This window comes from Nostoc sp., from assembly GCF_036919595.1.
Taxonomy (GTDB): Bacteria; Cyanobacteriota; Cyanobacteriia; order Cyanobacteriales; family Nostocaceae; genus Nostoc.
Window position 1 is genome coordinate 1 of record NZ_JBALCO010000015.1, and the last position, 20557, is coordinate 20557.

General features: G+C 41.9%; 21 protein-coding genes and 1 pseudogene. 14 read left to right on the plus strand and 8 right to left on the minus strand.

Annotated features, from left to right (window positions below; translation table 11 throughout):
• The first annotated feature begins 435 nt into the window (after window positions 1-435).
• On the plus strand, window positions 436-999 hold the full coding sequence (locus V7K21_RS02040; protein ID WP_335171162.1) for a pentapeptide repeat-containing protein: 564 nt from the start codon (window positions 436-438) through the stop codon (window positions 997-999).
• Window positions 1000-1536: 537 nt separating this feature from the next.
• On the plus strand, window positions 1537-2721 hold the full coding sequence (locus tag V7K21_RS02045) for a M20 family metallopeptidase (RefSeq protein ID WP_335171163.1): 1185 nt from the start codon (window positions 1537-1539) through the stop codon (window positions 2719-2721).
• Between the two features lie 81 nt (window positions 2722-2802).
• Here the strand turns inward: V7K21_RS02045 and V7K21_RS02050 are convergent, their stop codons facing one another.
• The 4 genes from V7K21_RS02050 to V7K21_RS02065 form a co-directional block, all read right to left on the minus strand.
• Window positions 2803-3855 carry a hemerythrin domain-containing protein gene (locus tag V7K21_RS02050; RefSeq protein ID WP_335171164.1) on the minus strand — a complete coding sequence of 351 codons (1053 nt, stop codon included), beginning with the start codon at window positions 3853-3855 and terminating at the stop codon, window positions 2803-2805.
• 458 nt (window positions 3856-4313) lie between these two features.
• Window positions 4314-4610 carry a hypothetical protein gene (locus tag V7K21_RS02055; RefSeq protein ID WP_335171165.1) on the minus strand — a complete coding sequence of 99 codons (297 nt, stop codon included), beginning with the start codon at window positions 4608-4610 and terminating at the stop codon, window positions 4314-4316.
• Window positions 4582-5169: a Panacea domain-containing protein gene (locus V7K21_RS02060; protein WP_335171166.1), complete on the minus strand. Its 588-nt coding sequence runs from the start codon at window positions 5167-5169 to the stop codon at window positions 4582-4584. Before V7K21_RS02060 ends, V7K21_RS02055 begins: the two co-directional genes overlap by 29 nt.
• Window positions 5170-5368: 199 nt before the next feature.
• Window positions 5369-5563, minus strand: a complete 195-nt coding sequence (locus tag V7K21_RS02065) for a hypothetical protein (protein WP_335171167.1) — start codon at window positions 5561-5563, stop codon at window positions 5369-5371.
• Window positions 5564-5705: 142 nt separating this feature from the next.
• Between V7K21_RS02065 and typA the strand changes: the two genes are divergently transcribed.
• From typA to V7K21_RS02110, 10 genes and pseudogenes are all read left to right on the plus strand, one after another.
• A complete protein-coding gene (gene typA, locus V7K21_RS02070) occupies window positions 5706-7496 on the plus strand; it encodes a translational GTPase TypA (protein WP_335171168.1) in 1791 nt (596 codons plus the stop codon).
• 196 nt (window positions 7497-7692) lie between these two features.
• Window positions 7693-8088 carry a hypothetical protein gene (locus V7K21_RS02075; RefSeq protein WP_335171169.1) on the plus strand — a complete coding sequence of 132 codons (396 nt, stop codon included), beginning with the start codon at window positions 7693-7695 and terminating at the stop codon, window positions 8086-8088.
• A gap of 47 nt (window positions 8089-8135) precedes the next feature.
• Window positions 8136-9299, plus strand: coding sequence for a GUN4 domain-containing protein (locus V7K21_RS02080; protein WP_335171170.1), 1164 nt, complete (start codon window positions 8136-8138; stop codon window positions 9297-9299).
• Window positions 9300-9765: 466 nt separating this feature from the next.
• Window positions 9766-9849 (plus strand): annotated as a pseudogene (locus V7K21_RS30560) (type II toxin-antitoxin system HicB family antitoxin); the annotation flags it as partial.
• Between the two features lie 86 nt (window positions 9850-9935).
• Window positions 9936-11096: a DUF58 domain-containing protein gene (locus tag V7K21_RS02085; RefSeq protein WP_335171171.1), complete on the plus strand. Its 1161-nt coding sequence runs from the start codon at window positions 9936-9938 to the stop codon at window positions 11094-11096.
• Window positions 11097-11311: 215 nt separating this feature from the next.
• Entirely contained in the window at window positions 11312-11677 is a 366-nt protein-coding gene (locus V7K21_RS02090; protein WP_273762344.1) for a ferredoxin thioredoxin reductase catalytic beta subunit, read from the plus strand.
• Window positions 11674-12066 (plus strand): DUF309 domain-containing protein, encoded by a 393-nt coding sequence (locus V7K21_RS02095; RefSeq protein WP_335171172.1) that lies wholly within the window; start codon window positions 11674-11676, stop codon window positions 12064-12066. Before V7K21_RS02090 ends, V7K21_RS02095 begins: the two co-directional genes overlap by 4 nt.
• Before the next feature lie 259 nt (window positions 12067-12325).
• Window positions 12326-12820: an LptA/OstA family protein gene (locus tag V7K21_RS02100; RefSeq protein WP_335171173.1), complete on the plus strand. Its 495-nt coding sequence runs from the start codon at window positions 12326-12328 to the stop codon at window positions 12818-12820.
• A gap of 28 nt (window positions 12821-12848) precedes the next feature.
• Complete coding sequence (gene lptB, locus V7K21_RS02105) at window positions 12849-13577, plus strand: LPS export ABC transporter ATP-binding protein (protein WP_334792477.1); 729 nt, start codon at window positions 12849-12851, stop codon at window positions 13575-13577.
• Between the two features lie 305 nt (window positions 13578-13882).
• Complete coding sequence (locus V7K21_RS02110) at window positions 13883-14998, plus strand: LptF/LptG family permease (RefSeq protein ID WP_335171174.1); 1116 nt, start codon at window positions 13883-13885, stop codon at window positions 14996-14998.
• Window positions 14999-15066: 68 nt separating this feature from the next.
• Here V7K21_RS02110 and V7K21_RS02115 read toward each other — a convergent pair whose 3' ends face one another.
• On the minus strand, window positions 15067-15687 hold the full coding sequence (locus V7K21_RS02115) for a CP12 domain-containing protein (protein WP_335171175.1): 621 nt from the start codon (window positions 15685-15687) through the stop codon (window positions 15067-15069).
• A 426-nt stretch (window positions 15688-16113) separates the two neighbouring features.
• Here V7K21_RS02115 and V7K21_RS02120 point away from each other — a divergent pair, with 426 nt between their 5' ends.
• Complete coding sequence (locus V7K21_RS02120; protein WP_335171176.1) at window positions 16114-17427, plus strand: hypothetical protein; 1314 nt, start codon at window positions 16114-16116, stop codon at window positions 17425-17427.
• Between the two features lie 34 nt (window positions 17428-17461).
• Here the strand turns inward: V7K21_RS02120 and V7K21_RS02125 are convergent, their stop codons facing one another.
• Together V7K21_RS02125 and V7K21_RS02130 are read right to left on the minus strand one after the other, a co-directional pair.
• On the minus strand, window positions 17462-18142 hold the full coding sequence (locus V7K21_RS02125; protein ID WP_335171177.1) for an S-layer homology domain-containing protein: 681 nt from the start codon (window positions 18140-18142) through the stop codon (window positions 17462-17464).
• Between the two features lie 153 nt (window positions 18143-18295).
• Complete coding sequence (locus V7K21_RS02130; RefSeq protein ID WP_335171178.1) at window positions 18296-18775, minus strand: hypothetical protein; 480 nt, start codon at window positions 18773-18775, stop codon at window positions 18296-18298.
• A 192-nt stretch (window positions 18776-18967) separates the two neighbouring features.
• On the opposite strand from V7K21_RS02130, the gene rpiA reads away from it, so the two are divergent.
• Window positions 18968-19675 carry a ribose-5-phosphate isomerase RpiA gene (gene rpiA / locus V7K21_RS02135; RefSeq protein WP_335171179.1) on the plus strand — a complete coding sequence of 236 codons (708 nt, stop codon included), beginning with the start codon at window positions 18968-18970 and terminating at the stop codon, window positions 19673-19675.
• A gap of 159 nt (window positions 19676-19834) precedes the next feature.
• On the opposite strand, the gene V7K21_RS02140 is transcribed toward rpiA, so the two are convergent.
• A partial coding sequence (locus tag V7K21_RS02140) for a calcium-binding protein (protein WP_335171180.1) occupies window positions 19835-20557 on the minus strand: 723 nt, incomplete at its 5' end.

The following is a 20557-nucleotide window of genomic DNA, read 5'->3' on the forward strand; positions in this document are numbered from 1 at the left end:
GTATTTTTCATCGAGCTAGGGGGATCACATAAGTGGTAGTCTATAAAAGGTTCGGTATAGTTGCTTACGATTCGATTCTATAATCTATATTTCAGCTTGAGTAGTCTTACCATTAAAATTTATATTATTTTCACAGCTTCTTAATCAATGCTTCGCCCCATGCCCAATACCTAAAAACAAGATCCCCCTAGTCGTATTTTTCATCGAGCTAGGGGGATCACATAAGTGGTAGTCTATAAAAGGTTCGGTATAGTTGCTTACGATTCGATTCTATAATCTATATTTCAGTTTGAGTAGTCTTACCATAAGAATTTATACTATTTTCACAGCTTCTTAATCAATGCTTCATCCCTGTTCTTCTTTTGGGAAGCATATTATTAAGTATGACAGTACGCAATGTGCGTAAATCGTCATTTTCGTAAATACCTGTAAAATATGAAACTTAAAATTGTTGCTACCGTCGTCCTGTTAGCTTGTTTTGGGTTTGCAGAGCAGGCCCTTGCCTTAAGTCAGCTAGACTTGGATCAGTTGAAGGCAACAAGTGCCTGTCCCCGGTGTAATTTGAGTGGTGCTGACCTAACTCGACTGAATCTAACTGGAGCAAATTTGCGAGGGGCTGACTTGAGCAGCGCTACATTATCTCAAGTTAATCTCACGAATGCCGATCTCACTGGTGCAAATTTAGAAGGTGCGATTCTGAATTCGGCGAATCTCAGTGGTGCTTCCTTAACAGGAGCAAATCTGAAATCAGCATCCCTGGAAAATGCTGATCTGTCTTATGCCGGTTTGATCAGCGCCAATTTGGAAGCAGCAAACTTAAAAGATACCAAATTGGAGTTTACTAATTTTCGAGGGGCTAACTTTCGACTAACAACTCTAGCTAATGGTGTTGTCACCTCCGACAAGCCCTATGGCTGGTCGTTAGAACGTCAAAATCCCAGAGAATGTAACGAATTCCAACCCGAAAATACTCGAGGCACAACCTGCTACTCAAAATAACTAGCAATGGGGGATTGGGGAGCCACTGCGTTGGACGGGTTCCCCGGCTTGTTCGCGCAGCGTCTCCGACAGGAGAAGCAAGTGGCGTCATTAGAGAGTTAGGAGTTAGGAATAGGACTTAGGCATAAGAGATCCGCCAACCCCTTTAAAAAGTTGGCTCTTTGGTTCCCTGCTTTTTAAGCTACTGTGTACACACAAGTTATCTGATTACCTAAAAGTCCTTTAAAACTCACCCTGTCCTGACTTTAATCCCTCTCCTTACCAAGGAGAGGGGCAGGTTTTGCGTAGCGAAAGCAGGATGAGGTTTGATTAGGCTATTCGATAAACCATAAATTGCATTGAGAGAGACTTATGTGTATACAGTAGTCTTTTTAAGCAGGGATCAAGGTTTCAGGTTTTCACTGTCTAAGTCATGAGTAATTATTTCTCCCCCCTGCCCCTTTGCTTCATCCTTCATTTATGGTTGTATGGCAAAAAGCATTTTGTTTGTTAACATTTCTTTATCATGGGAAAAAAGCCTATAGATTAATTAAATCGATGCTTACCCGTATTAAAGACTTAGCAGCAGAACTAGCGCCTCGCTTAATTGAAATTCGCCGCCACATCCACTCTCACCCAGAACTCAGCGGTCAGGAGTACCAAACAGCAGCCTACGTCGCTGGTGTTTTGTCTTCCAGTGGTCTGCATGTACAAGAGGGAGTTGGTAAAACGGGCGTCATTGGAGAACTACAAGGCACTAGCCAAAATGACCGTTTATTGGCAATTCGTACCGATATGGATGCCTTGCCAATTCAAGAGGGCACCAATTTGGAATACGCCTCTGGCGCAGAGGGTATTATGCACGCTTGTGGTCATGATGTCCACACCACAGTCGGATTGGGAACAGCGATGGTGCTGTCCCAAGTGGCAGAGGAGTTGGGTGGTAAAGTGCGGTTTTTATTTCAGCCAGCTGAGGAAATTGCTCAAGGGGCAAACTGGATGATGAAAGATGGGGCGATGGAAAACGTCTCGGCTGTATTAGGGGTTCATGTTTTCCCTTCTATACCCGCAGGATCTATTGGTGTGCGTTACGGAGCATTGACAGCCGCCTCTGATAATTTAGAGATTCTGATTATGGGAGAATCTGGGCACGGGGCGCGTCCCCATGAGGCAATTGATGCGATTTGGATTGCTTGCCAAGTGATTACTGCACTGCAACAAGCTATCAGCCGGACACAAAATGCCTTGCGTCCTCTAGTATTAAGCATAGGGAAGATTAATGGTGGCAAAGCGCCGAATGTAATTGCGGATAAAGTGCAGTTATTAGGAACCGTGCGATCGCTCCATCCCGAAACCCGTGCCGATCTCCCGAACTGGATTGAAAACATTGTATCTAATATCTGCCATACTTACGGGGCAAAGTATGAAGTCAATTATCACCAAGGTGTACCCAGCGTCCAAAATGATTACATCCTGACGCAATTGTTGCAATCAGCCGCAGAAGAAGCTTGGAGTAGCGATCGCGTTCAAGTATTACTTGAACCCTCCCTTGGATCTGAAGATTTTTCTATGTATTTGGAACACGCCCCCGGTTCGATGTTTCGCTTGGGTGTAGGTTACAAAGAAAGAATCATTAACCACCCATTACACCATCCCCAATTTGAAGTTGATGAATCTGCTATTATTACCGGGGTTGTGACTATGGCTTATGCCGCGTATAAATACTGTCAGCAGAATTTTTAAACAAAAACTCCCAGCGCTGATCTGCTGGGAGTTTTTGTTTAACTAACCTTTTTTAGCGGATATAGAAAGCTCGAAAGCATCCTACACATTCGCTTCATTAACAACACCTAGCTTTTGTTGAATTCGGGTCTTAGCAGCTTTGAATTCAGTAGCCAGTTGTTCGCTTTGCTCAGTGCTTAAGTTGTTGCGAATGGCAGCAAACATTGTACTTTCTTCTTGACGAATATGATCGCCAACAGCTTCCATCAGCTGTCTAACTTGATCTTTGAATTCAGATGAAGAAGGGCTGATAGCCTTAATTTGCTCTAACACCCGCTTCATCTGTGCTTGTTCGTCATACAATTCTTGGGTGTTATCTTGGCCGTAGAAAGGACGTACTTTTGGATATACTACTTCTTCTTCAGCTTCGGCGTGAGCAGTTAGATCCTTATAAATTTGACCAAAGTATTCTTGGATCTTCTGTGGATTGTCGCTTTGCAGGAGTTCAGTAAATAGGGTATTTACCTTGCCATGATCCAGGCGGATAACATCTTGGATATTTATATCCTTTTTGTCGCTGCTTTGGGTAACAGCACTACCTACCACACCACTGACTGCGGCCAAAGCGTCTTGAACACGGGCCCAAATTCCTTGATCTGCATCTTGTCCAGTGAGTTCGCGGACACCGAGAATTTCTAAAATGCCTTTGAGTTGTTCTTGGTGAGCGCGGTTCTCAAAATTAACGGTATTCAAAGGTGCGATCGCTAGCAAAACGTCAGCACCAACTTTTTGAGCAGCCTTGTGAATTATCAAGCCAGTGGTTACTAGTTGATGTTTCAGCAATTCATGCCGAGATACTTTGTCATACAGGGTTAACTCAGAACTTTTGAACAATTCTCTCGATTTTTCAATGAATTCTTTCACAATATTTCTTGGTTCAGCCTGAATGCCATACTGACCAATTATGGTTTCCAGAACGCCAAGATTTTTTTGATCATCATTGATAAAATTTCGGATGCGATCAGCAATTTCGGCATCGAGTCCTTCTTTCAAAAAGAGTTGCTCTTTTTCGATGACTAATTGTTGGAGTGCTTTCATGTCTGCCAATTTCAGAGCAATAGCATTGCGTTTCGTATCATCTAAAGTAGCTACCATCCGTGTTCTCCTCGGCAGTGTTCATAATTCTTAACTGATATAACTTTGACATAGAGGTTAGGGATATTCCATCTTTCTTTTGAGCGATCGCTCTCACAACTCTGGGTAGAAAAACAATACTTTTAGTTACAAGTTATGTTCTTAAACTTTTAGATAGATAATATCTTAATCTGTATTCTATCCCCAGGCGGATAACATTTTAATGCTAGTTTTATAGAACCATATATCTTAAGTAAGTAGGTATAGTTAAACATAAAATAAAATCATAGTTTGTACTGAGTGATTCATCGCTCAAAACAACAATTATCAGGACTAAAGTCCTTACTACAAACTTTAATCGATTTATACCTAGCTACTTAAATCTAAAAACTCAAATATTAATAATCTAAAATTTACTTAAGAACGCTCTTTAAATCCACCTTAGTAGGGCGTTTTTCAAATTGTTCATGGCTATAAATCTACACAAGCTTGATTACACAATCAGTTGTATTGACTAAATACATTAATCTAATTTGTCCTGAAGCGCCTTTAGATACCTTCAACTCTAGCTTGTGAAATGACCATCCTTCAGCTAATTCAATCTTTCTAGGTAAAGGTTCGTTACGAGAATTGATAGGATATTGATCCTCAATTAAATCTTCCAAAACTTCTGCGACATACTCGACAAAATCTGATCTGTAAGCTTTTGCAAGTTTTTTGAAAGAACGTTTGAAATTATCGGATTTTTCAATCGAGAAGGGAGTTGAGCCAGTCACGCACTTCTCCTTTACGAATACGAGTTGATGATTCCGAAGTACAAGCGTCCTTTAATATTTCCTGCATTACAAATTGATAGGCAGGATGGTCACGCTCTATTTGGTCTAGTTTCTGATGTCCTAATGCTTTCAAGTCTTCAAGAAGAATTGGCTTAGTTGAGCTAGCTTCAGGTAGCAAACCTTTACGCGCCTTTTTCCAAGGAAACTCCAAGTGGGTCATACCACTAAGTTGATAAGCATGGTAGCCACCAAAATATTCCCATACTTCTTCTAAAAGCTGTCTCTTATCCTCAGGCATCTCTAACAGGAATTCTTGACTAGGAATAGGTAATTGTTTAGCTTCAAATTCACTGTAAAACCTGTAAGCCGGAGGACAAACAGGGCCATAGCGCCATGCTTGTATTTCTTCTTCAAATAATGGCTCATCATACATCGCCAAATGTAAGCTTTGCGCGTAATACAGAAGCTTTTGAACCTTCATATTGGTCATTTCTGCTTCTATACTGTCTTCGTATGCTCTGACGATGAAGTAGCGAGCCACATTTAGACAATCAATCATAATCAGACTCGCAAATTAAGACTGGTTAACTATCTTAGCTATTTTTAACGGTCACTTACACTTACTATTTTAGTTGAAATTTCTTAAATTAGTACATTTTTACTATTAAAAATCAATCTGCTAGTCCACTACATCAATCTTTACGGTTAATTCTCCCCCTGTTTGCCCTATTTGTCTTCACCCTTTATTTCTAGTTTGGTCAAGACACCACAAAAAGGGGATGAAATTTAATCATTCGCAGGTTGGGTAGAACGTAGACAGTTAAAGGGTAGCTTCCCGTTCGCGTAGCGTCTCCGACAGGAGAAGGGTAGTGAAACCCAACATCAAGTTTCAAAATTTCCGAATCGCTTTTACGGTGACGTTTACTCAGGCGATCGCAATGCAGCCTTGACAAACCTCACCGCAATTGTGACGATTACGCTAGAATTGTTAAAGGTTCTTTACAGAGTTTTGTTAATGATACCTAATTCTGTTACAAAAACCTAGCATTCAAATGTAAATCTCAAAACCCCCTCTAGAGTTCACCAAAAGTTTCTATGACGCTCCCAATTCGCAACGTCGCCATTATCGCCCACGTTGACCACGGTAAAACCACCCTGGTTGACGCACTCCTCAAACAATCCGGCATTTTCCGCGAAGGCGAAGACGTTCCGGATTGCGTTATGGACTCCAACGCCCTAGAACGGGAACGGGGTATTACTATCCTGTCCAAAAATACGGCGGTTCGCTACAAAGAAACACTAATTAATATTGTTGATACTCCTGGACATGCTGACTTTGGTGGCGAAGTCGAACGAGTACTCGGCATGGTTGACGGATGTCTTCTGATTGTCGATGCCAACGAAGGCCCCATGCCCCAAACACGCTTTGTCCTCAAAAAAGCTTTGGAAAAGGGTCTGCGCCCCATCGTTGTGATCAACAAAATCGACCGTGGTCAAGCTGACCCCCACGTTGCTGTCGATAAAGTATTGGATCTGTTCTTGGAATTAGGGGCAGATGAAGACCAGTGTGATTTTACCTATCTGTTTGCCTCTGGTATGGCAGGTTTTGCTAAAGAAAGCTTGGAAGCAGAATCAGTAGATATGCAACCTCTTTTTAACGCAATTCTGCAACACGTTCCCTCACCAGTGGGCGACAGCAATAAGCCTCTGCAATTGCAAGTCACAACCCTAGATTATTCTGAATATCTGGGACGGATTGTTATTGGCAGAATTCACAACGGTACTATCCGCTCAGGACAGCAAGCGGCTCTAGTAACAGAAGATGGCACTATTGTCAAGGGTAAAATTAGCAAACTGATGGGCTTTGAAGGGTTGAAGCGCGTAGACCTGGAAGAAGCAAGCGCAGGTTATATTGTGGCGGTGGCTGGTTTCGCTGATGCTTATATTGGGGAAACGATTACTGACCCCAATGAACCGCAAGCTTTACCACTAATTAAAGTGGATGAACCAACCTTGCAAATGACCTTCTGTGTGAATGATTCGCCCTTTGCTGGTCAAGAAGGTAAGTTGGTGACATCAAGACAAGTGCGCGATCGCCTATTCCGCGAACTTGAAACCAACGTTGCTTTGCGTGTTGAAGAAACGGATTCTCCCGATAAATTTCTCGTTTCTGGTCGGGGAGAACTCCACCTGGGTATCTTAATTGAAACCATGCGCCGGGAAGGCTTCGAGTTTCAGGTATCTCAACCACAGGTAATTTACCGCGAAGTCAACGGACAACCTTGCGAACCTTACGAACTCCTGGTGTTAGACATTCCTGTTGATGGTGTGGGTAGCTGTATTGAACGCCTGGGACAACGCAAAGGCGAAATGCAAGATATGCAACCAGGTAGTGGCGATCGCACCCAACTAGAGTTTGTGATTCCCGCCCGTGGATTGATTGGTTTCCGGGGTGAATTCATGCGGATGACTCGTGGCGAAGGCATCATGAACCACAGCTTCTTAGACTACCGTCAACTCAGTGGCGACATTGAAGCCCGGAACAAAGGCGTTTTAATCTCATTTGAAGAGGGTGTTTCTACCTTCTACGCGATGAGAAACGCCGAAGATAGAGGAGCATTCTTTATTACTCCTGGCACAAGGGTTTACAGAGGCATGATTGTGGGAGAACACAATCGTCCCCAAGATTTGGAATTGAATATCTGTAAGACCAAGCAGTTAACCAATCACCGCGCTGCTGGTAGCGATGAATTAGTACAACTGCAAGCACCGATAGACATGAGCCTAGAACGTGCTTTGGAATATATTGGCCCCGATGAATTAGTGGAAGTTACACCCCAATCGATTCGTCTACGGAAGATGTCGAAAAAGTTGGCAAAACGGTAATTTGTAGTGGTGGCTTTTCTTCTCCACCCACTCAGTTAATAACATCACAAAACTAAGCCTGCATCAGCAGGCTTTTTACGTCAACTACTGTTGTAGTAGTTAAATGTAGTACTATACGCTACTATAAATTAATCAATCGATTTAGAGCGAGTTAGTAAATTCGATTCGTAAACATACTAGCTAGAGAGTTTTTTATATGAGCGATGGAAATCACAATAATACTTACAACATATATTTAGGGGCTGGTGGTAACTTTAATAAATCTATTGAAGGGAATTATTTACAAGTACACGGTAATTACATAAATAATGGTAATTATATAAATATTAGTCAGGATTTATCTGAAGCTGCTACACAAATAGAAGAGTTCTTAGAGCAGCTAGAAAATCAGGGCTATAATCACCAAGATGCTCAACAGAAGGTAGCTAAAGATTGGGCAAATGAAGTTCAAAATAACCCTAGAGCTAAAGGTAAACTTGTTAAATTAGGGCAATCTATACGTGATGCTGCTGCAAGTGCTGTCATAGGAGAAGCTACACTGAATGTGATTAAATTAGTTTTTGCTTCATTAGGCATTCCTGTGTCATTTTAAAGTGTCAATTCCTTTTACGCCATAAAGTACTGATCAAAAGTTGAAATATGAAAATTCCAATAAAGCAAATATTCAGAGAGTTCTATCTTCTGAACAATCGGCTTTCGTTGGTAGAGAAGGTAATATACGGTTTGGTTAGCATAGCTTTAGTTAGGGCTGTATACCTTACTATTATTAATTTATCAAACAAAATCATCATTTATGTCTTAGCAAACTATCAGATGATTTTTGCTATTTTTTTTGGCATATTAGCCATACTAATATTTGGATTAGGTTTCTATCTATATATTTCAAGAATTAAACATAAGGCAAATAGTTTAGATGAAAGCTCAATAGATGATGATATAAATGAAACTCACAATATTTATACAAAAGGAGGTAATTACACCGAAAATCTTAATGGCGATCAAATTGAGATATATGGAGATGTTATTAACATAAATCAGGATTTTTCAGAAATCGCTAAAGAAATTTGTGAGTTAATAACTGAACTAAAAAATCAGGGTCATAGTGAAGAAGACGCTAAAACAGAAATTGCAACTAAATTAGCAGAAGAAGCCTATAAAAAGCCCAAGGTTAGAAAAAAGCTTTTTATGTGGAAAAAATCTTTTAGTACTAACACTAAGGAAACTAATGATGAAACTGAAGTAGCAAAAGAAGTTGTTACTAGTGCTACAGCTTATAGTCATACTTCTTCTAAGGATTTCACTGAAGTAGTATCGGGGTATTATCACAAATTAGATGAATTACTTCAAGCTAGGAAATGGAAAGAGGCTGATTTAGAAACGGCTAAGATAATCTATGTGATATCTCATAAAGAGTTGCCAGAAAGTTCACCATACAGAACTTACCTGAAAAATTATTTTGGCTCAGAATATATAAAAGTTCTTCCCCGAAAAGACTTAAATAATATAAAGAAACTTTGGTTAAAGTATAGTAATGGAAAGTTTGGGTTTAGCGTTCAAAAACGCATTTGGAAATGTCTTGGCGGTGGCTCTGATACTACTTATAATAGTCCAGAAATACAAAAAAAATTTGGTGATGAAGTTGGCTGGCGTCAAGAAGGAGATTGGGTATACTACTCTGATCTTCTCTACTGGCGGACAGCACCATCTGGGCATCTTCCAATATGTTTAATGCTAAAGTCAGGTAAATCCGAACGATGTAATATTGATTTTGAAATACTAGAAGTCATTGTCGGGCGTATATAATTGTTTCCAGTTGATTCTATACGAAAACCTTGTTTACTCAAATAAACGCTAACTGAACTTCATCACTCTGAGTCCGTAATTACACATCATTGGTTGTTGTAACATCAATTCCATCACGGCACAAGCCAAGGGCAATCGTTAGTCAACAGGCATTCTTACAAAAAGCGATCGCCAATTAGCAGCAGAGATTGACAGTGCGATCGCATATTAATTTCATCACGGCACAAGCCAAGTGTGTAGGCGTAGCCCGTCGTAGACATCGTCATGTCCTAGCTTTTGCTCAACAGCCTGTTAAACTCTGGAAGGGAAAGGCAAAGAGACTTGTAAATGGAATTTGAATGGAATTCAGACAAAGGGACACTAAACCTTGAGAAGCATTGTGTTTCTTTTGAGGAAGCTGCAACCGATTCAGATTTTTTGTTTTATCGGATTAACGATCAAGACACTTTTGAAATCATTTCAGTCTGAAACAGTAATTGAAATCTACTTGGAGGCTTGGGAAGCAGAAGGCGAATCCATCCCTAAACCCAGCACGCTTCAAATTGCTTGACGCTTCATAAATACTACTATTATGGCTTTTTTAGCGAACCCCAGAGACACTGTGAATTTCGGGCGGTGTTGAGTTAAAAAAGAAACATGAAAATTATCAAATCCATCACCAATTGGTTAGAAACCCACGCTTGTGCCCCTGCTTATAGCGGTTGGGTACTAGCAGCAACGGCTATTTGTTTTTTTGGCGCAGGTATCAATACGATGGCTGGTTGGCTGTACGCCATTAGCGGCATCAGTTTTGCCCTTTTGGGTGTAGCAGCCATCTTACCGCCGCGATCGCTCACAGGTCTAGCCATCTCCCGCCGTCCTATCCAACCTGTCTCAGCCGGCGATGATCTGACGGTGGAATTAAAAATCCGCAATCAGACACAGCAGCCTGTAAGCTTATTGCAAATTGAGGATATGTTGCCCTTCGTCTTAGGGAAACCAGTACAAAAAGCAATAGAAACAATTCCTAGCCAAGGCAGTTACCATTGGGTATACTACCACCCTACCCAGCGCCGGGGCGTTTATCGTTGGCACACAGTCGAACTGGGTTCTGGTGCGCCTTTGGGATTGTTTTGGTGTCGCCGTCAACGTGACTGTGCTGCAATGGCGATCATCTATCCCACTGTGTTACCTTTGGCTACCTGCCCCTTAGTAGATGAAATGGGACAAGAAGAGAGCAAAAGGGGCGATCCTCGTGGTAGACCCTTGCAGACAGCAACAACGGGGCTGGTGCGATCGCTCCGTCCTTATCGCCTCGGAGATCCTACTCGTCTAATTCATTGGCGCACTAGCGCCCGCTATGGCGAATTAAGGGTGCGGGAGTTAGAAATGGTCACAGGTGGACAAGAGATAGTTATTGCCCTTGACAGCACTAGCAATTGGGAAGAAGAAAACTTTGAACAAGCAGTAATTGCCGCAGCATCACTGTATTTTTATGCACAGCAACAGCAATTAGAGGTGCAACTATGGACAGCATCAACAAGTTTAATCAAAGGTGAGCGTTTTGTTTTAGAAACCTTAGCAGCAACCACAGCCCTAGAAGATACCAGTTCAGTAGTTCCTAAAAGCTACCCTTTGATTTGGCTGACTCAAAACCCCCTGAGCCTCTCTACTCTTCCTCAAGGCAGTCGCTGGGTAATGTGGCCAAATATTTCCTCACCAGCAGAACAAGAGCTAATCAATTGGGAACACCCTGGTATAGTTTTGGAAAGCGATCGCCCTCTGCAACTCCAACTACAAAAAACATTACATTCATAAATCAATTCAAATTTTATAATTCCAAAAAACTGCTGACAAGTTAAGCTTCTGCGATTTCCTAGATTTTGTCTGATCCCAGCCCACCGGACATATCAGCCTTTGAGCAAAGGTAAAACAATTTGAGCAGGTAAGGTTGGGGAAAAACACCCAGTAATCCCCACATGAGGCTGAGGTACAATGCAAAGAAATATTTAAATTATGAGTCGCCGATCCACATGATCTCATCAGAAGCTAACACAAAATCCAGCGATAAAAGCCTAGAGGCAATGCGGCATTTTTCCGAACAATACGCCAAGCGGACTGGAACATACTTTTGTTCTGAACCTTCTGTTACCGCAGTTGTGATCGAGGGACTAGCCAAACATAAAGATGAACTGGGTGCGCCCTTATGTCCCTGTCGCCACTACGAAGATAAAGAGGCTGAGGTTCACGGCACATATTGGAACTGTCCCTGTGTACCAATGAGAGAACGCAAAGAGTGTCATTGCATGTTGTTCCTTACCCCTGACAACGAGTTTGCTGGAGAAAAACAAGAAATCTCTCTGGAAACAATTAAAGAAGTAAGAGACAGCATGGGATGAGCGAAACCATCCCCCAAGAGTTTTGGCAAGGCGTAGAACAGTTCAATTCTGGTGAGTTTTACGCCTGTCATGACACTTTAGAAGCTTTGTGGATTGAAGCTGGCGAACCGGAAAAAACCTTTTATCAAGGCATTCTCCAAATTGCTGTAGCGCTGTATCATTTGGATAATCGGAACTGGCGAGGTGCAGTAATTCTACTCGGAGAAGGCAGCAATCGCCTCCGCCGTTACCCATCTAGTTACAGCGGTATTGATGTCGATGAGCTATTGAGTCAGAGCGCAGTGTTGTTGACGACATTACAACAAATAGGACCAGACTTGATTATGGCTGGTGATCTGGGTGAAAATCAAGTCTTATCTTTGCCTATAATTCTGCTAACTACTGATTAGACATCTGTTGAAATTAATTATGCGTTGCCCGAAATCCTTGGTAGGCACAATTCATGTAGACGCAAAGCGGCTTCCCGTAGGGTATTGTGCCTACGTCATTTTCACTCAAAGACCAATTACCTGAAACCTTGAGGTTGGGGGTAGCGTCACTATTTCAGCCAGTAGTTATCGTAAATCACTCCAGATTGGATATTTCATATCTGGATAAAGTACTTGAGATAATTAGAATGCAAGCTGAAATCCTGAATCCCCAATTGCTATGATGCCCTGCTATCAATTGCCCATATCCCAGATGCGTCGCTTTGGATTAGCTTTAATGCTGCCAGTTGCACTCTTGGGCGTCGCCTTCCCTAACCAATTGCAAACTGCTACTGCACAAACACCTAGAGAAAATCGCCCCCTCACTATCCGTGCTGATATACAAGAATATGACGCCAAAAATCAAGTAATCACTGCTCGCGGTAACGTGCAAATGTCATATCCGGCTCGCCAAATTCAAGCAACATCTGCCCAAGCACAGTATTTTAGTAAGGAACGCCGAATTGATTTCAGTGGCAATGTCTATATTTTGCAACAGGGCGGTAACAGTATCCGGGCGGAGAAAGTAACCTATTTAATTGATCAAGGGCGATTTGTTGCCTTACCCCAATCCAATCGTCAGGTAGAGTCCATCTACATGATCCAGGAATCAGATAATGATGGACAAACTGCAAAACCTGCTCCACAGACACCAGCATTCAAGCGTTCTAATTAGCATCTACTATCAAGAAAGGGCGCGAACAATGAAAATTGTTTTAGAGAATATTCATAAATCTTATGGCAAGCGAGTAATTGTCAATCGTGTCAATCTTTCTGTTGCTCAAGGCGAAATCGTTGGTTTACTAGGCCCCAATGGGGCTGGTAAAACGACGACCTTTTACATTGCCACAGGTTTAGAAAAACCCAATCAAGGAAAAGTCTGGCTAGGTAATGTGGACGTTACGGGAATGCCAATGCACAAAAGGGCGCGACTGGGTATTGGCTATCTAGCACAAGAACCAAGTGTTTTCCGCCAACTTTCGGTACAGGATAATATTCTGTTAGTGCTAGAGCAAACTAATGTGCCACGATGGGAGTGGACAAGACGACTCACAACTTTACTGCGAGAGTTTCGGTTGGAAAAATTAGCCAATAGCAAAGGAATTCAACTTTCTGGTGGTGAGCGACGGCGGACAGAATTAGCAAGGTCTTTAGCTGCTGGACAAGAAGGTCCAAAATTTTTGCTTTTGGATGAACCATTTGCTGGAGTTGATCCGATCGCAGTCTCAGAAATTCAGCAAATCGTAGCACGACTGCGCGATCGCGGTATGGGAATCTTAATTACAGATCATAATGTCCGCGAAACCCTAGCAATCACCGATCGTGCCTACATCATGCGCGAGGGACAAATTCTCGCTTTTGGCGCTACTGACGAACTCTACGGCAATTCCCTTGTGCGGCAATATTATTTAGGGGATAATTTTCAAGTCTAAATTAACAATTATTTAGTTAGTAATTTCAAAGGCTATTTTGATTTTTTATTCTGAGGTTGCTCCTGAACTTGGGAATTTTGCCCCAAGTCTGACCAAGCTTAATTTTGTGCAGTTTCCTAAAGAATTGGTATAAGCATGAATTTATTAGTTAACTTTAGCTATTTAAAATGAAATTTTGATCCTAAATACAGTAGATATACTTTACTTCACTGGGGCTGCCAATATTTAATTATTTAATTTTGCTTATGATATCAAAGAAGTTTACGTCTTTCTACAACCTCCATTCGCTACTGCCTTTTACGATCATGGATCGCTATCTGGCCAGCGAATTGTTAGCGCCGTTTTTCTTTGGTGTCGGAGCTTTTTCATCACTTGGTGTCACTATTGATGCTGTATTTGATCTCATCAGAAAAATCGTAGAATCTGGGCTACCTATAGACATTGCGATTCAAGTTTTTTTGTTAAAATTTCCCAACTTTATCGTTTTAGCCTTTCCCATGTCTACGTTGCTGGCAACTTTGATGACCTACAGTCGTCTTTCTAGCGAGAGCGAACTAATTGCCCTGCGTGGTTGTGGGGTCAGCGTCTATCGCATAGTGCTAACTGCTGTGATGTTGAGTCTTGTGGTTACAGGAATGACATTTGTGTTTAACGAACAAATTGCACCAGCAGCAAATTACCAAGCGGCAATGACTCTGGATAAAGCCCTGAAATCAGACAAGCCAATTTTGAAACAGCAAAATATTTTCTATCCTGAATACCAGGATGCTGCCGAGCCAGATGGCTCTAAGAATAGGATATTGACACGCTTGTTTTACGCCGACCAGTTTGATGGGAAGCGGATGAAAGGTTTGACGATTATAGACCGCTCAACAAAAGGTCTGAATCAAATTGTGGTATCAGAATCTGCCCAGTGGAATGCTTCTCAAAATGTCTGGGATTTTTACAACGGCACGATCTATTTTGTTGCTGCTGATCGCTCCTATCGCAACATCGTTAGATTTGAGCACCAACAACTGCAACTACCGCGCACGCCATTAAGTCTGGCAGAAAAAAGCCGCGATTATGGTGAGATGAATATTTCTGAAGCCTTAGATCAACTACAAGTGGAACTTCTCGGTGGCGATCGCCAAAAAATTCGTAAACTCGAAGTGCGGATTCAACAAAAAATCTCTTTACCTTTTGTATGTGTAGTTTTTGGCTTGGTAGGTGCAGCTATGGGAAGCATACCCCAGCGAACTGGAAGAGGCACCAGCTTTGGGATTAGCGTTGTAGTTATATTTTCGTACTACTTAATTTTCTTTATTGGTGGTGCGATCGCGCAAGCAGGTGTCCTCTCTCCCTTTATGGGGGCTTGGTTGCCGAACTTTCTTTTTTTGGGAATAGGTTTATTTTTATTGATGCGAGTTGCCAAACGGTAGAGGAAGCGGGGAACAGGGGAGCCTCTCTCTGCCCCTTTGCCCCCTTCCTCTTCATCCCCACACCTCAATTACGGATGATAACTTCGACACTCTGGTGCACTTGGATTTTCCTTGCAATATTGTTCAAAAGAGACTTTGGCTGATACCATACCCTCAGATTTCTGATGAGCTGCTTCTGCTTGAAGTTCTTCTACCTCATCCCAGGCAGCTGCACAGGCTTTAGAATAAGCACCTTGTCCGGTGCAAATAGACCGAGCCTGCTGAATGGCTTTTTGAATTCTCTCCTCCAGCAGTAAGGCTTTTGGAGCTTCTACAAAGTCGCTTTTGGTCAAAATGTCGGTAATCGAGATGATGCCCAACAGCTTGCTTTGAATCACAGGTGCTCGATGAATACCAGTGTTAGCAAATAACCGCGCTACATATTCCACACCCAAATCAGGATTGACCACAATGCAGGGCTTGCTCATAATTTCGTAAACCCGCACTTGCTTTGGGTCTTTACCGTAAGCTGTTACCTTATAGACAATATCCGTTTCTGTGACAATGCCATAAGCATCATTGTCATAGCGACGATCCACAACCAGCGCCCGCAATCCTTTTTCCTTCATCACCTCTACCGCTTCAGCAACAGTCGCCGAACCGCGAATGGTAACTACATCTTTGGTCATGATATCTTCAGCTTTCATCATTGTTGTAGTCTCCTGGTTAATAGTACGGTGCAGCACAGTGCCCTCAGAGGCGTATCGAAGCATTGCAGCGCACAGTTTGCTAACTAGAAAGTAAAAAAGTTAAACTTTTGTCCCGCCACAACAATAAATTAGACCAGTTGTCAACTCCTGATGTTATCCAATGTGACCGATAGCCAAAAACTGAGCATGAATTATCATAACTTTCTAGAAAATCTTGCCAAAGGACTCCAGCCGCTAAAAAGTAAATTTTTGACTACTACATGTCTATTGGTAATGACTAATAACTGATGGAGAAGTTAGGATGAAATTAGCATTCAAACTTAAGTTGAAATATTTTCTGTTGAGTCAAGCAAAAGCATTAAACAGCAACGCTTTCAACTTTCGTCAAGTTTTTCCGATTTCGAGTAAATTTCAATTACCAATCCCATGCCAAATCGTCATTATCCTCCCGCCTACTTACGCTATCTCAAAGCCAGGTTATGGTATCTAGGGCGACCTGGTTTTTGGGGAACTGCAATTTTTTTATCTGTAGTAGGGCTAGTAACCTGGGAATACTGGTCAAACCCAGATATTTTCGTTTATAAGCAAAAAAACCAAGTCGCTTCACAACAGCCTGCTGATTCTTCACTGTCAGCAGAAGACAGAGCTATTGCCGCAGATATTGATAACCTGCCAGTTTTATTTAATGATTTTGACCAAGCAACTGTCTCATTAACGCCAAATACCCCTACTGAAAACACTGAGGAAAAAAAGAGCAAAGGCTTATTAGAGGATGTAATTAACAAACAAAAGTCTGGTAGTGATACCAAATTAAATCCTGGTTTAGGCGTTAATAGCGACACCTCCCCAGCTGTGAAAAATCCCTTTGTTGTCCAAACAGAAAATTTATTCCGGACTGGGACGGTTGATAGTAATAACCAGTTTCTAGGTCTAAAGACCTTAAATACAGCGTCTGAACCAACAGAGGAGGAACAAACATCCTCTAACGTAGGTATTGGATTCACTAATCAAACCAAAAAAAATCAAAATTCTGTCTCCCTCAGCCCTCTGCAAGCAGCACTCAACCAATCAACAAACCAGAAATTGTCTAGCTTCAATGGGATCACAGCAACTCAGACAAATCCCTTGGGTCGAGTCACTGACTCAGGAACAACGTTAATGCCACCCATCAACAGCTTACCCAGTCAGAATTCTCTTCCAAGTAGTGGGTTAACTGCTGGGAACGGCTACACGTCAACGGGTACGAACTTACCACAAAATCCCTACAGTAATTTAAATAACGGTCAGGTATTGCCTAGTAATGGGTTAACTACTGGTACAGCTTATCCGTCAACGGGTACGAACTTACCGCAAAATCCCTATAATAATTTAAATAGTGGTCAGGTAGTGCCTAATGTAGCACCAGTGACGCCCCCAGTCAGCTCTGCCGCACCAAGTAATATTTCACCTTACTCTAGGCAGATTCCGAGTCAAGGCGTTGTCACCCCAATAAACCCTGTGGGATATGGGAATTATGGCTTGCAGCAGCCGACGCAACTACCACAGTCTAATTATGGGAGTTATGGCTTGCAGCAGCCGACGCAACTACCACAGTCTAATTATGGGAATTATGGCTTGCAGCAACCAACGCAACCACCACAGTCTAATTATGGGAATTATGTGTTGCAGCAACCAACACAGTCTAATTCCTTATATCTTCGCCAGATTCGAGACAAGTATAGAAGTCCGGGTCAAAACTGATTTTAAACACGTCGCTTAACTGAATAAAATTCAGTTAAGGAGATTGTGGGCTATCTGGAATAACCGGAATTTCTGGTGTTTCGGGTTGTCGCTGTTGTCGTTGCAAATATTTACTCAATACATAAGCCATATCCCCACGGGTAACAGGTTTTAATGGTGAAATATTTCCTTGAGCATCTGTATTAAGAAATCCCTCACTAGCCACTGTAGCGATCGCTTTTCTAGCCCAAGCTGGGATAGACTTTTCATCTGGATGTGAAGCCAGAATCTCATTAACAGCGTCATCAGGAAACTGAAATACACCATAAGCTTGGGCGAAAATAGCAAGAGCTTCTGCCCTTGTCACCTTTTGATTAGGGAAAAATTCATTGCCCCGATAGCCTTTCATAATGTCAGTTTTTAAGACTGTCTGTATATCATTAAATGCCCAATGAGAAGCAGGAACATCTGGAATAGCTAAATTTTCTTTGCTAACAGCTTGTCTTTTATTTAGCCTAAATGCCTTTACCATAATTGACGCTAATTCGGCCCTACTCACTAACCTTTCTGGATAAAACTTGCCATCGGAAAAGTTTGTCATCCATTTGACAGCAGTTACCTGTTGAATGGAATCAGATGGGATTCCAGAAGTAGTTTCTGGCACTTGAGCTTGAGCAATTGCTGGTAAGTTTTGTAGTAGGGCCACTAAAGATAGAGTAATTGAAAGCTGACGCATTATAATAACCACTTTTAGCTGCTAAATGAATTTAAAAAACTACGTTATTGAGGTTAAGGCGAAGTTTAGTATTCCTAATAACGTGTAACTTAACTAGTGACGAATTTAGACTGGGTAATGTTGCTCCCGCTACGTAGGGTGTAGCTATAAATTTTAATAATTAGGACTGTGTTCAGAATCCCAGCACTTCCCATCATGCCAGACTCTACTAGTGTGTTCACATTCTGATCTATCCTCAATCCAAGGAATTGAAGTAGGGTAATATGAGGTAGATATGGGAGTAAGTGAAGACAATGCAAAATAAAATATAGTGTAGCTACAAGCCGATAGAATGATTAGAAACCCGATGAGGAACAAGATATTGGCTGGAGTCCAAAAAGGATATAAACCTTTTTCAAAGCGTAAACGCGCTTTAGAGCGACGTTCTGAACCTGCTAACAACACCAGATAAAACCTTAATCCGGGAATTGGCACTGAAACTCTTATGTCTAAAGCATGACGGGTTCGACTACGAGAGACAAAACCCCTTTTTATGGCTTCTAATTGCTCCACCGTGAAGGTATTTGCTACTTCCGGGGTAATCTCAGCGAAAAGTTGCTCAAAAGTAGAAGCAGTGTACTGTGGCTTATTCATAATTTTCGTATATTAATATACACTATTATTACATTGGTCATCTCCTTTGTCCCGGACACTATGATGTTTTCTTTTCTGGAAATCCCTAATCAAGGAAGTAGAAATTAGCGAAAACTTGTTTTTTACCTTTCATCTTTTGACGTTATCTGCCCACTACTATGGACTATAGTCAGTTTTTCAGGAGTTTTGGGAATGACAGCAACAGATCCCGTAAAGTTGATGAAGCAAGAAGTTGGCAAAGCCGCCGCCGCCCTGGTAAAATCGGGTTCCATCGTTGGGTTGGGTACGGGGTCAACTACAGCATATACGATTCAGTTTTTGGGCGATCGCCTCAAGTCTGGTGAACTTAAAGATATCATTGGTATACCTACCTCGTTTCAGTCAGAAGTGCTGGCGAAGCAGTATGGTGTTCCTCTCGCCACCTTGGACGCTATCGACCACATCGATATTGCCATTGATGGTGCAGATGAAGTTGATCCGCAGAAGAATTTGATTAAAGGCGGTGGTGCAGCACATACCCGCGAAAAAGTCGTAGACTACCTGGCAGAACAGTTCATCGTCGTAATAGATAGTGGCAAGTTAGTAGACCGCTTGGGTTCTAGTTTCGCTGTGCCTGTGGAAGTGATTCCAATGGCAATTACTCCTGTTACCAATGCCATCAAAAAACTCGGTGGTAAACCAGAACTCCGCATGGGTGTAAAAAAAGCTGGCCCAGTGATCACTGACCAAGGAAACTTTGTCTTAGATGTCAGATTTGACTCTATTGAAGATCCAGTCAGCCTAGAAAAGACATTGAATAACATTCCTGGCGTTTTGGAAAATGGTATCTTCGTTAACTGTGTCGATTTAGTTTTGATTGGTGAAGTCAAAGATGGTCAGCCATTAGTGCGGCAATTGTAAGAGTTCTTAATTTTGGATTTTAGATTTTGGATTTTAGATGTTTCTAAAATCCAGAATCAAGCAATAGATATCTCCAGAAATTAATTATGCGTTGTCCAAAACCCTTATAGAGACGTAGCAATGCTATGGCTGTTTTTCACTACAGGCTAGAACTGAGCGCTAAACGATGACGTTAGTACCGATTACCACATTTGTAGCCGTGAAATTATTCAAAGTTGCCAAGGTATAATCGAAAGCACCATTACCATATGGAAAGTAATTAACTTTTGTAGCAGTACCCGATTGCACAAACTGTAGATAGCCATCAGTGATAGGATTGCTGCCAGTGTAGCCCCGATTCTTAAACACGTTACTAAGAACTAACTTATCATCACTCGGATTAAAGTCAATAATCGTATTATCAGTGCTATCGGTTTGATAGATAAACTGGTCATTACCACTACCGCCGTAAAGGATATCATTATGCTCATAAGCATCATTATTACCGACAATGAGGATGTCATTACCAGCACCACCACTGAGGTTATTGCTACCTTTACCGCCAATTAGGATGTCATCACCAGCACTACCAACCAGGGTATCGTTACCATCACCACCGCGTAGCAGGTCGTTGCCACTTTTGCCATTGATGTAGTCATTACCCCCCTGACCATTAATCACATCCGCTGAGTTGTCAAAGCCATTGACATTGTTATTTAGGTCATTGAGAAAGGTGACTGTGTTTTTGTTGAAGATGCTGCTTTGGGTGGAGTTGGCATCGAAGACATCAAAGCTGTCACGAATGCTACTTTGCCCATCAAACAGGATATTGCCCAGCGTTGATAGGTTGTCTAGGTTTTCTAGGGGAAAGTTTTGCAGGATAACTTTGTCATTAGCCACCCC

Excerpts from the sequence above, each read along its gene's own strand:
- V7K21_RS02040 (WP_335171162.1), top strand. The coding sequence starts at position 436 with ATGAAACTTAAAATTGTTGCTACCGTCGTCCTGTTAGCTTGTTTTGGG.
- V7K21_RS02045 (WP_335171163.1), top strand. The coding sequence starts at position 1,537 with ATGCTTACCCGTATTAAAGACTTAGCAGCAGAACTAGCGCCTCGCTTA.
- V7K21_RS02050 (WP_335171164.1), bottom strand. The coding sequence starts at position 3,855 with ATGGTAGCTACTTTAGATGATACGAAACGCAATGCTATTGCTCTGAAA.
- V7K21_RS02060 (WP_335171166.1), bottom strand. The coding sequence starts at position 5,169 with ATGATTGATTGTCTAAATGTGGCTCGCTACTTCATCGTCAGAGCATAC.
- typA (WP_335171168.1), top strand. The coding sequence starts at position 5,706 with ATGACGCTCCCAATTCGCAACGTCGCCATTATCGCCCACGTTGACCAC.
- V7K21_RS02075 (WP_335171169.1), top strand. The coding sequence starts at position 7,693 with ATGAGCGATGGAAATCACAATAATACTTACAACATATATTTAGGGGCT.
- V7K21_RS02080 (WP_335171170.1), top strand. The coding sequence starts at position 8,136 with ATGAAAATTCCAATAAAGCAAATATTCAGAGAGTTCTATCTTCTGAAC.
- V7K21_RS02085 (WP_335171171.1), top strand. The coding sequence starts at position 9,936 with ATGAAAATTATCAAATCCATCACCAATTGGTTAGAAACCCACGCTTGT.
- V7K21_RS02090 (WP_273762344.1), top strand. The coding sequence starts at position 11,312 with ATGATCTCATCAGAAGCTAACACAAAATCCAGCGATAAAAGCCTAGAG.
- V7K21_RS02095 (WP_335171172.1), top strand. The coding sequence starts at position 11,674 with ATGAGCGAAACCATCCCCCAAGAGTTTTGGCAAGGCGTAGAACAGTTC.
- V7K21_RS02100 (WP_335171173.1), top strand. The coding sequence starts at position 12,326 with ATGATGCCCTGCTATCAATTGCCCATATCCCAGATGCGTCGCTTTGGA.
- lptB (WP_334792477.1), top strand. The coding sequence starts at position 12,849 with ATGAAAATTGTTTTAGAGAATATTCATAAATCTTATGGCAAGCGAGTA.
- V7K21_RS02110 (WP_335171174.1), top strand. The coding sequence starts at position 13,883 with ATGGATCGCTATCTGGCCAGCGAATTGTTAGCGCCGTTTTTCTTTGGT.
- V7K21_RS02115 (WP_335171175.1), bottom strand. The coding sequence starts at position 15,687 with ATGATGAAAGCTGAAGATATCATGACCAAAGATGTAGTTACCATTCGC.
- V7K21_RS02120 (WP_335171176.1), top strand. The coding sequence starts at position 16,114 with ATGCCAAATCGTCATTATCCTCCCGCCTACTTACGCTATCTCAAAGCC.
- V7K21_RS02125 (WP_335171177.1), bottom strand. The coding sequence starts at position 18,142 with ATGCGTCAGCTTTCAATTACTCTATCTTTAGTGGCCCTACTACAAAAC.
- V7K21_RS02130 (WP_335171178.1), bottom strand. The coding sequence starts at position 18,775 with ATGAATAAGCCACAGTACACTGCTTCTACTTTTGAGCAACTTTTCGCT.
- rpiA (WP_335171179.1), top strand. The coding sequence starts at position 18,968 with ATGACAGCAACAGATCCCGTAAAGTTGATGAAGCAAGAAGTTGGCAAA.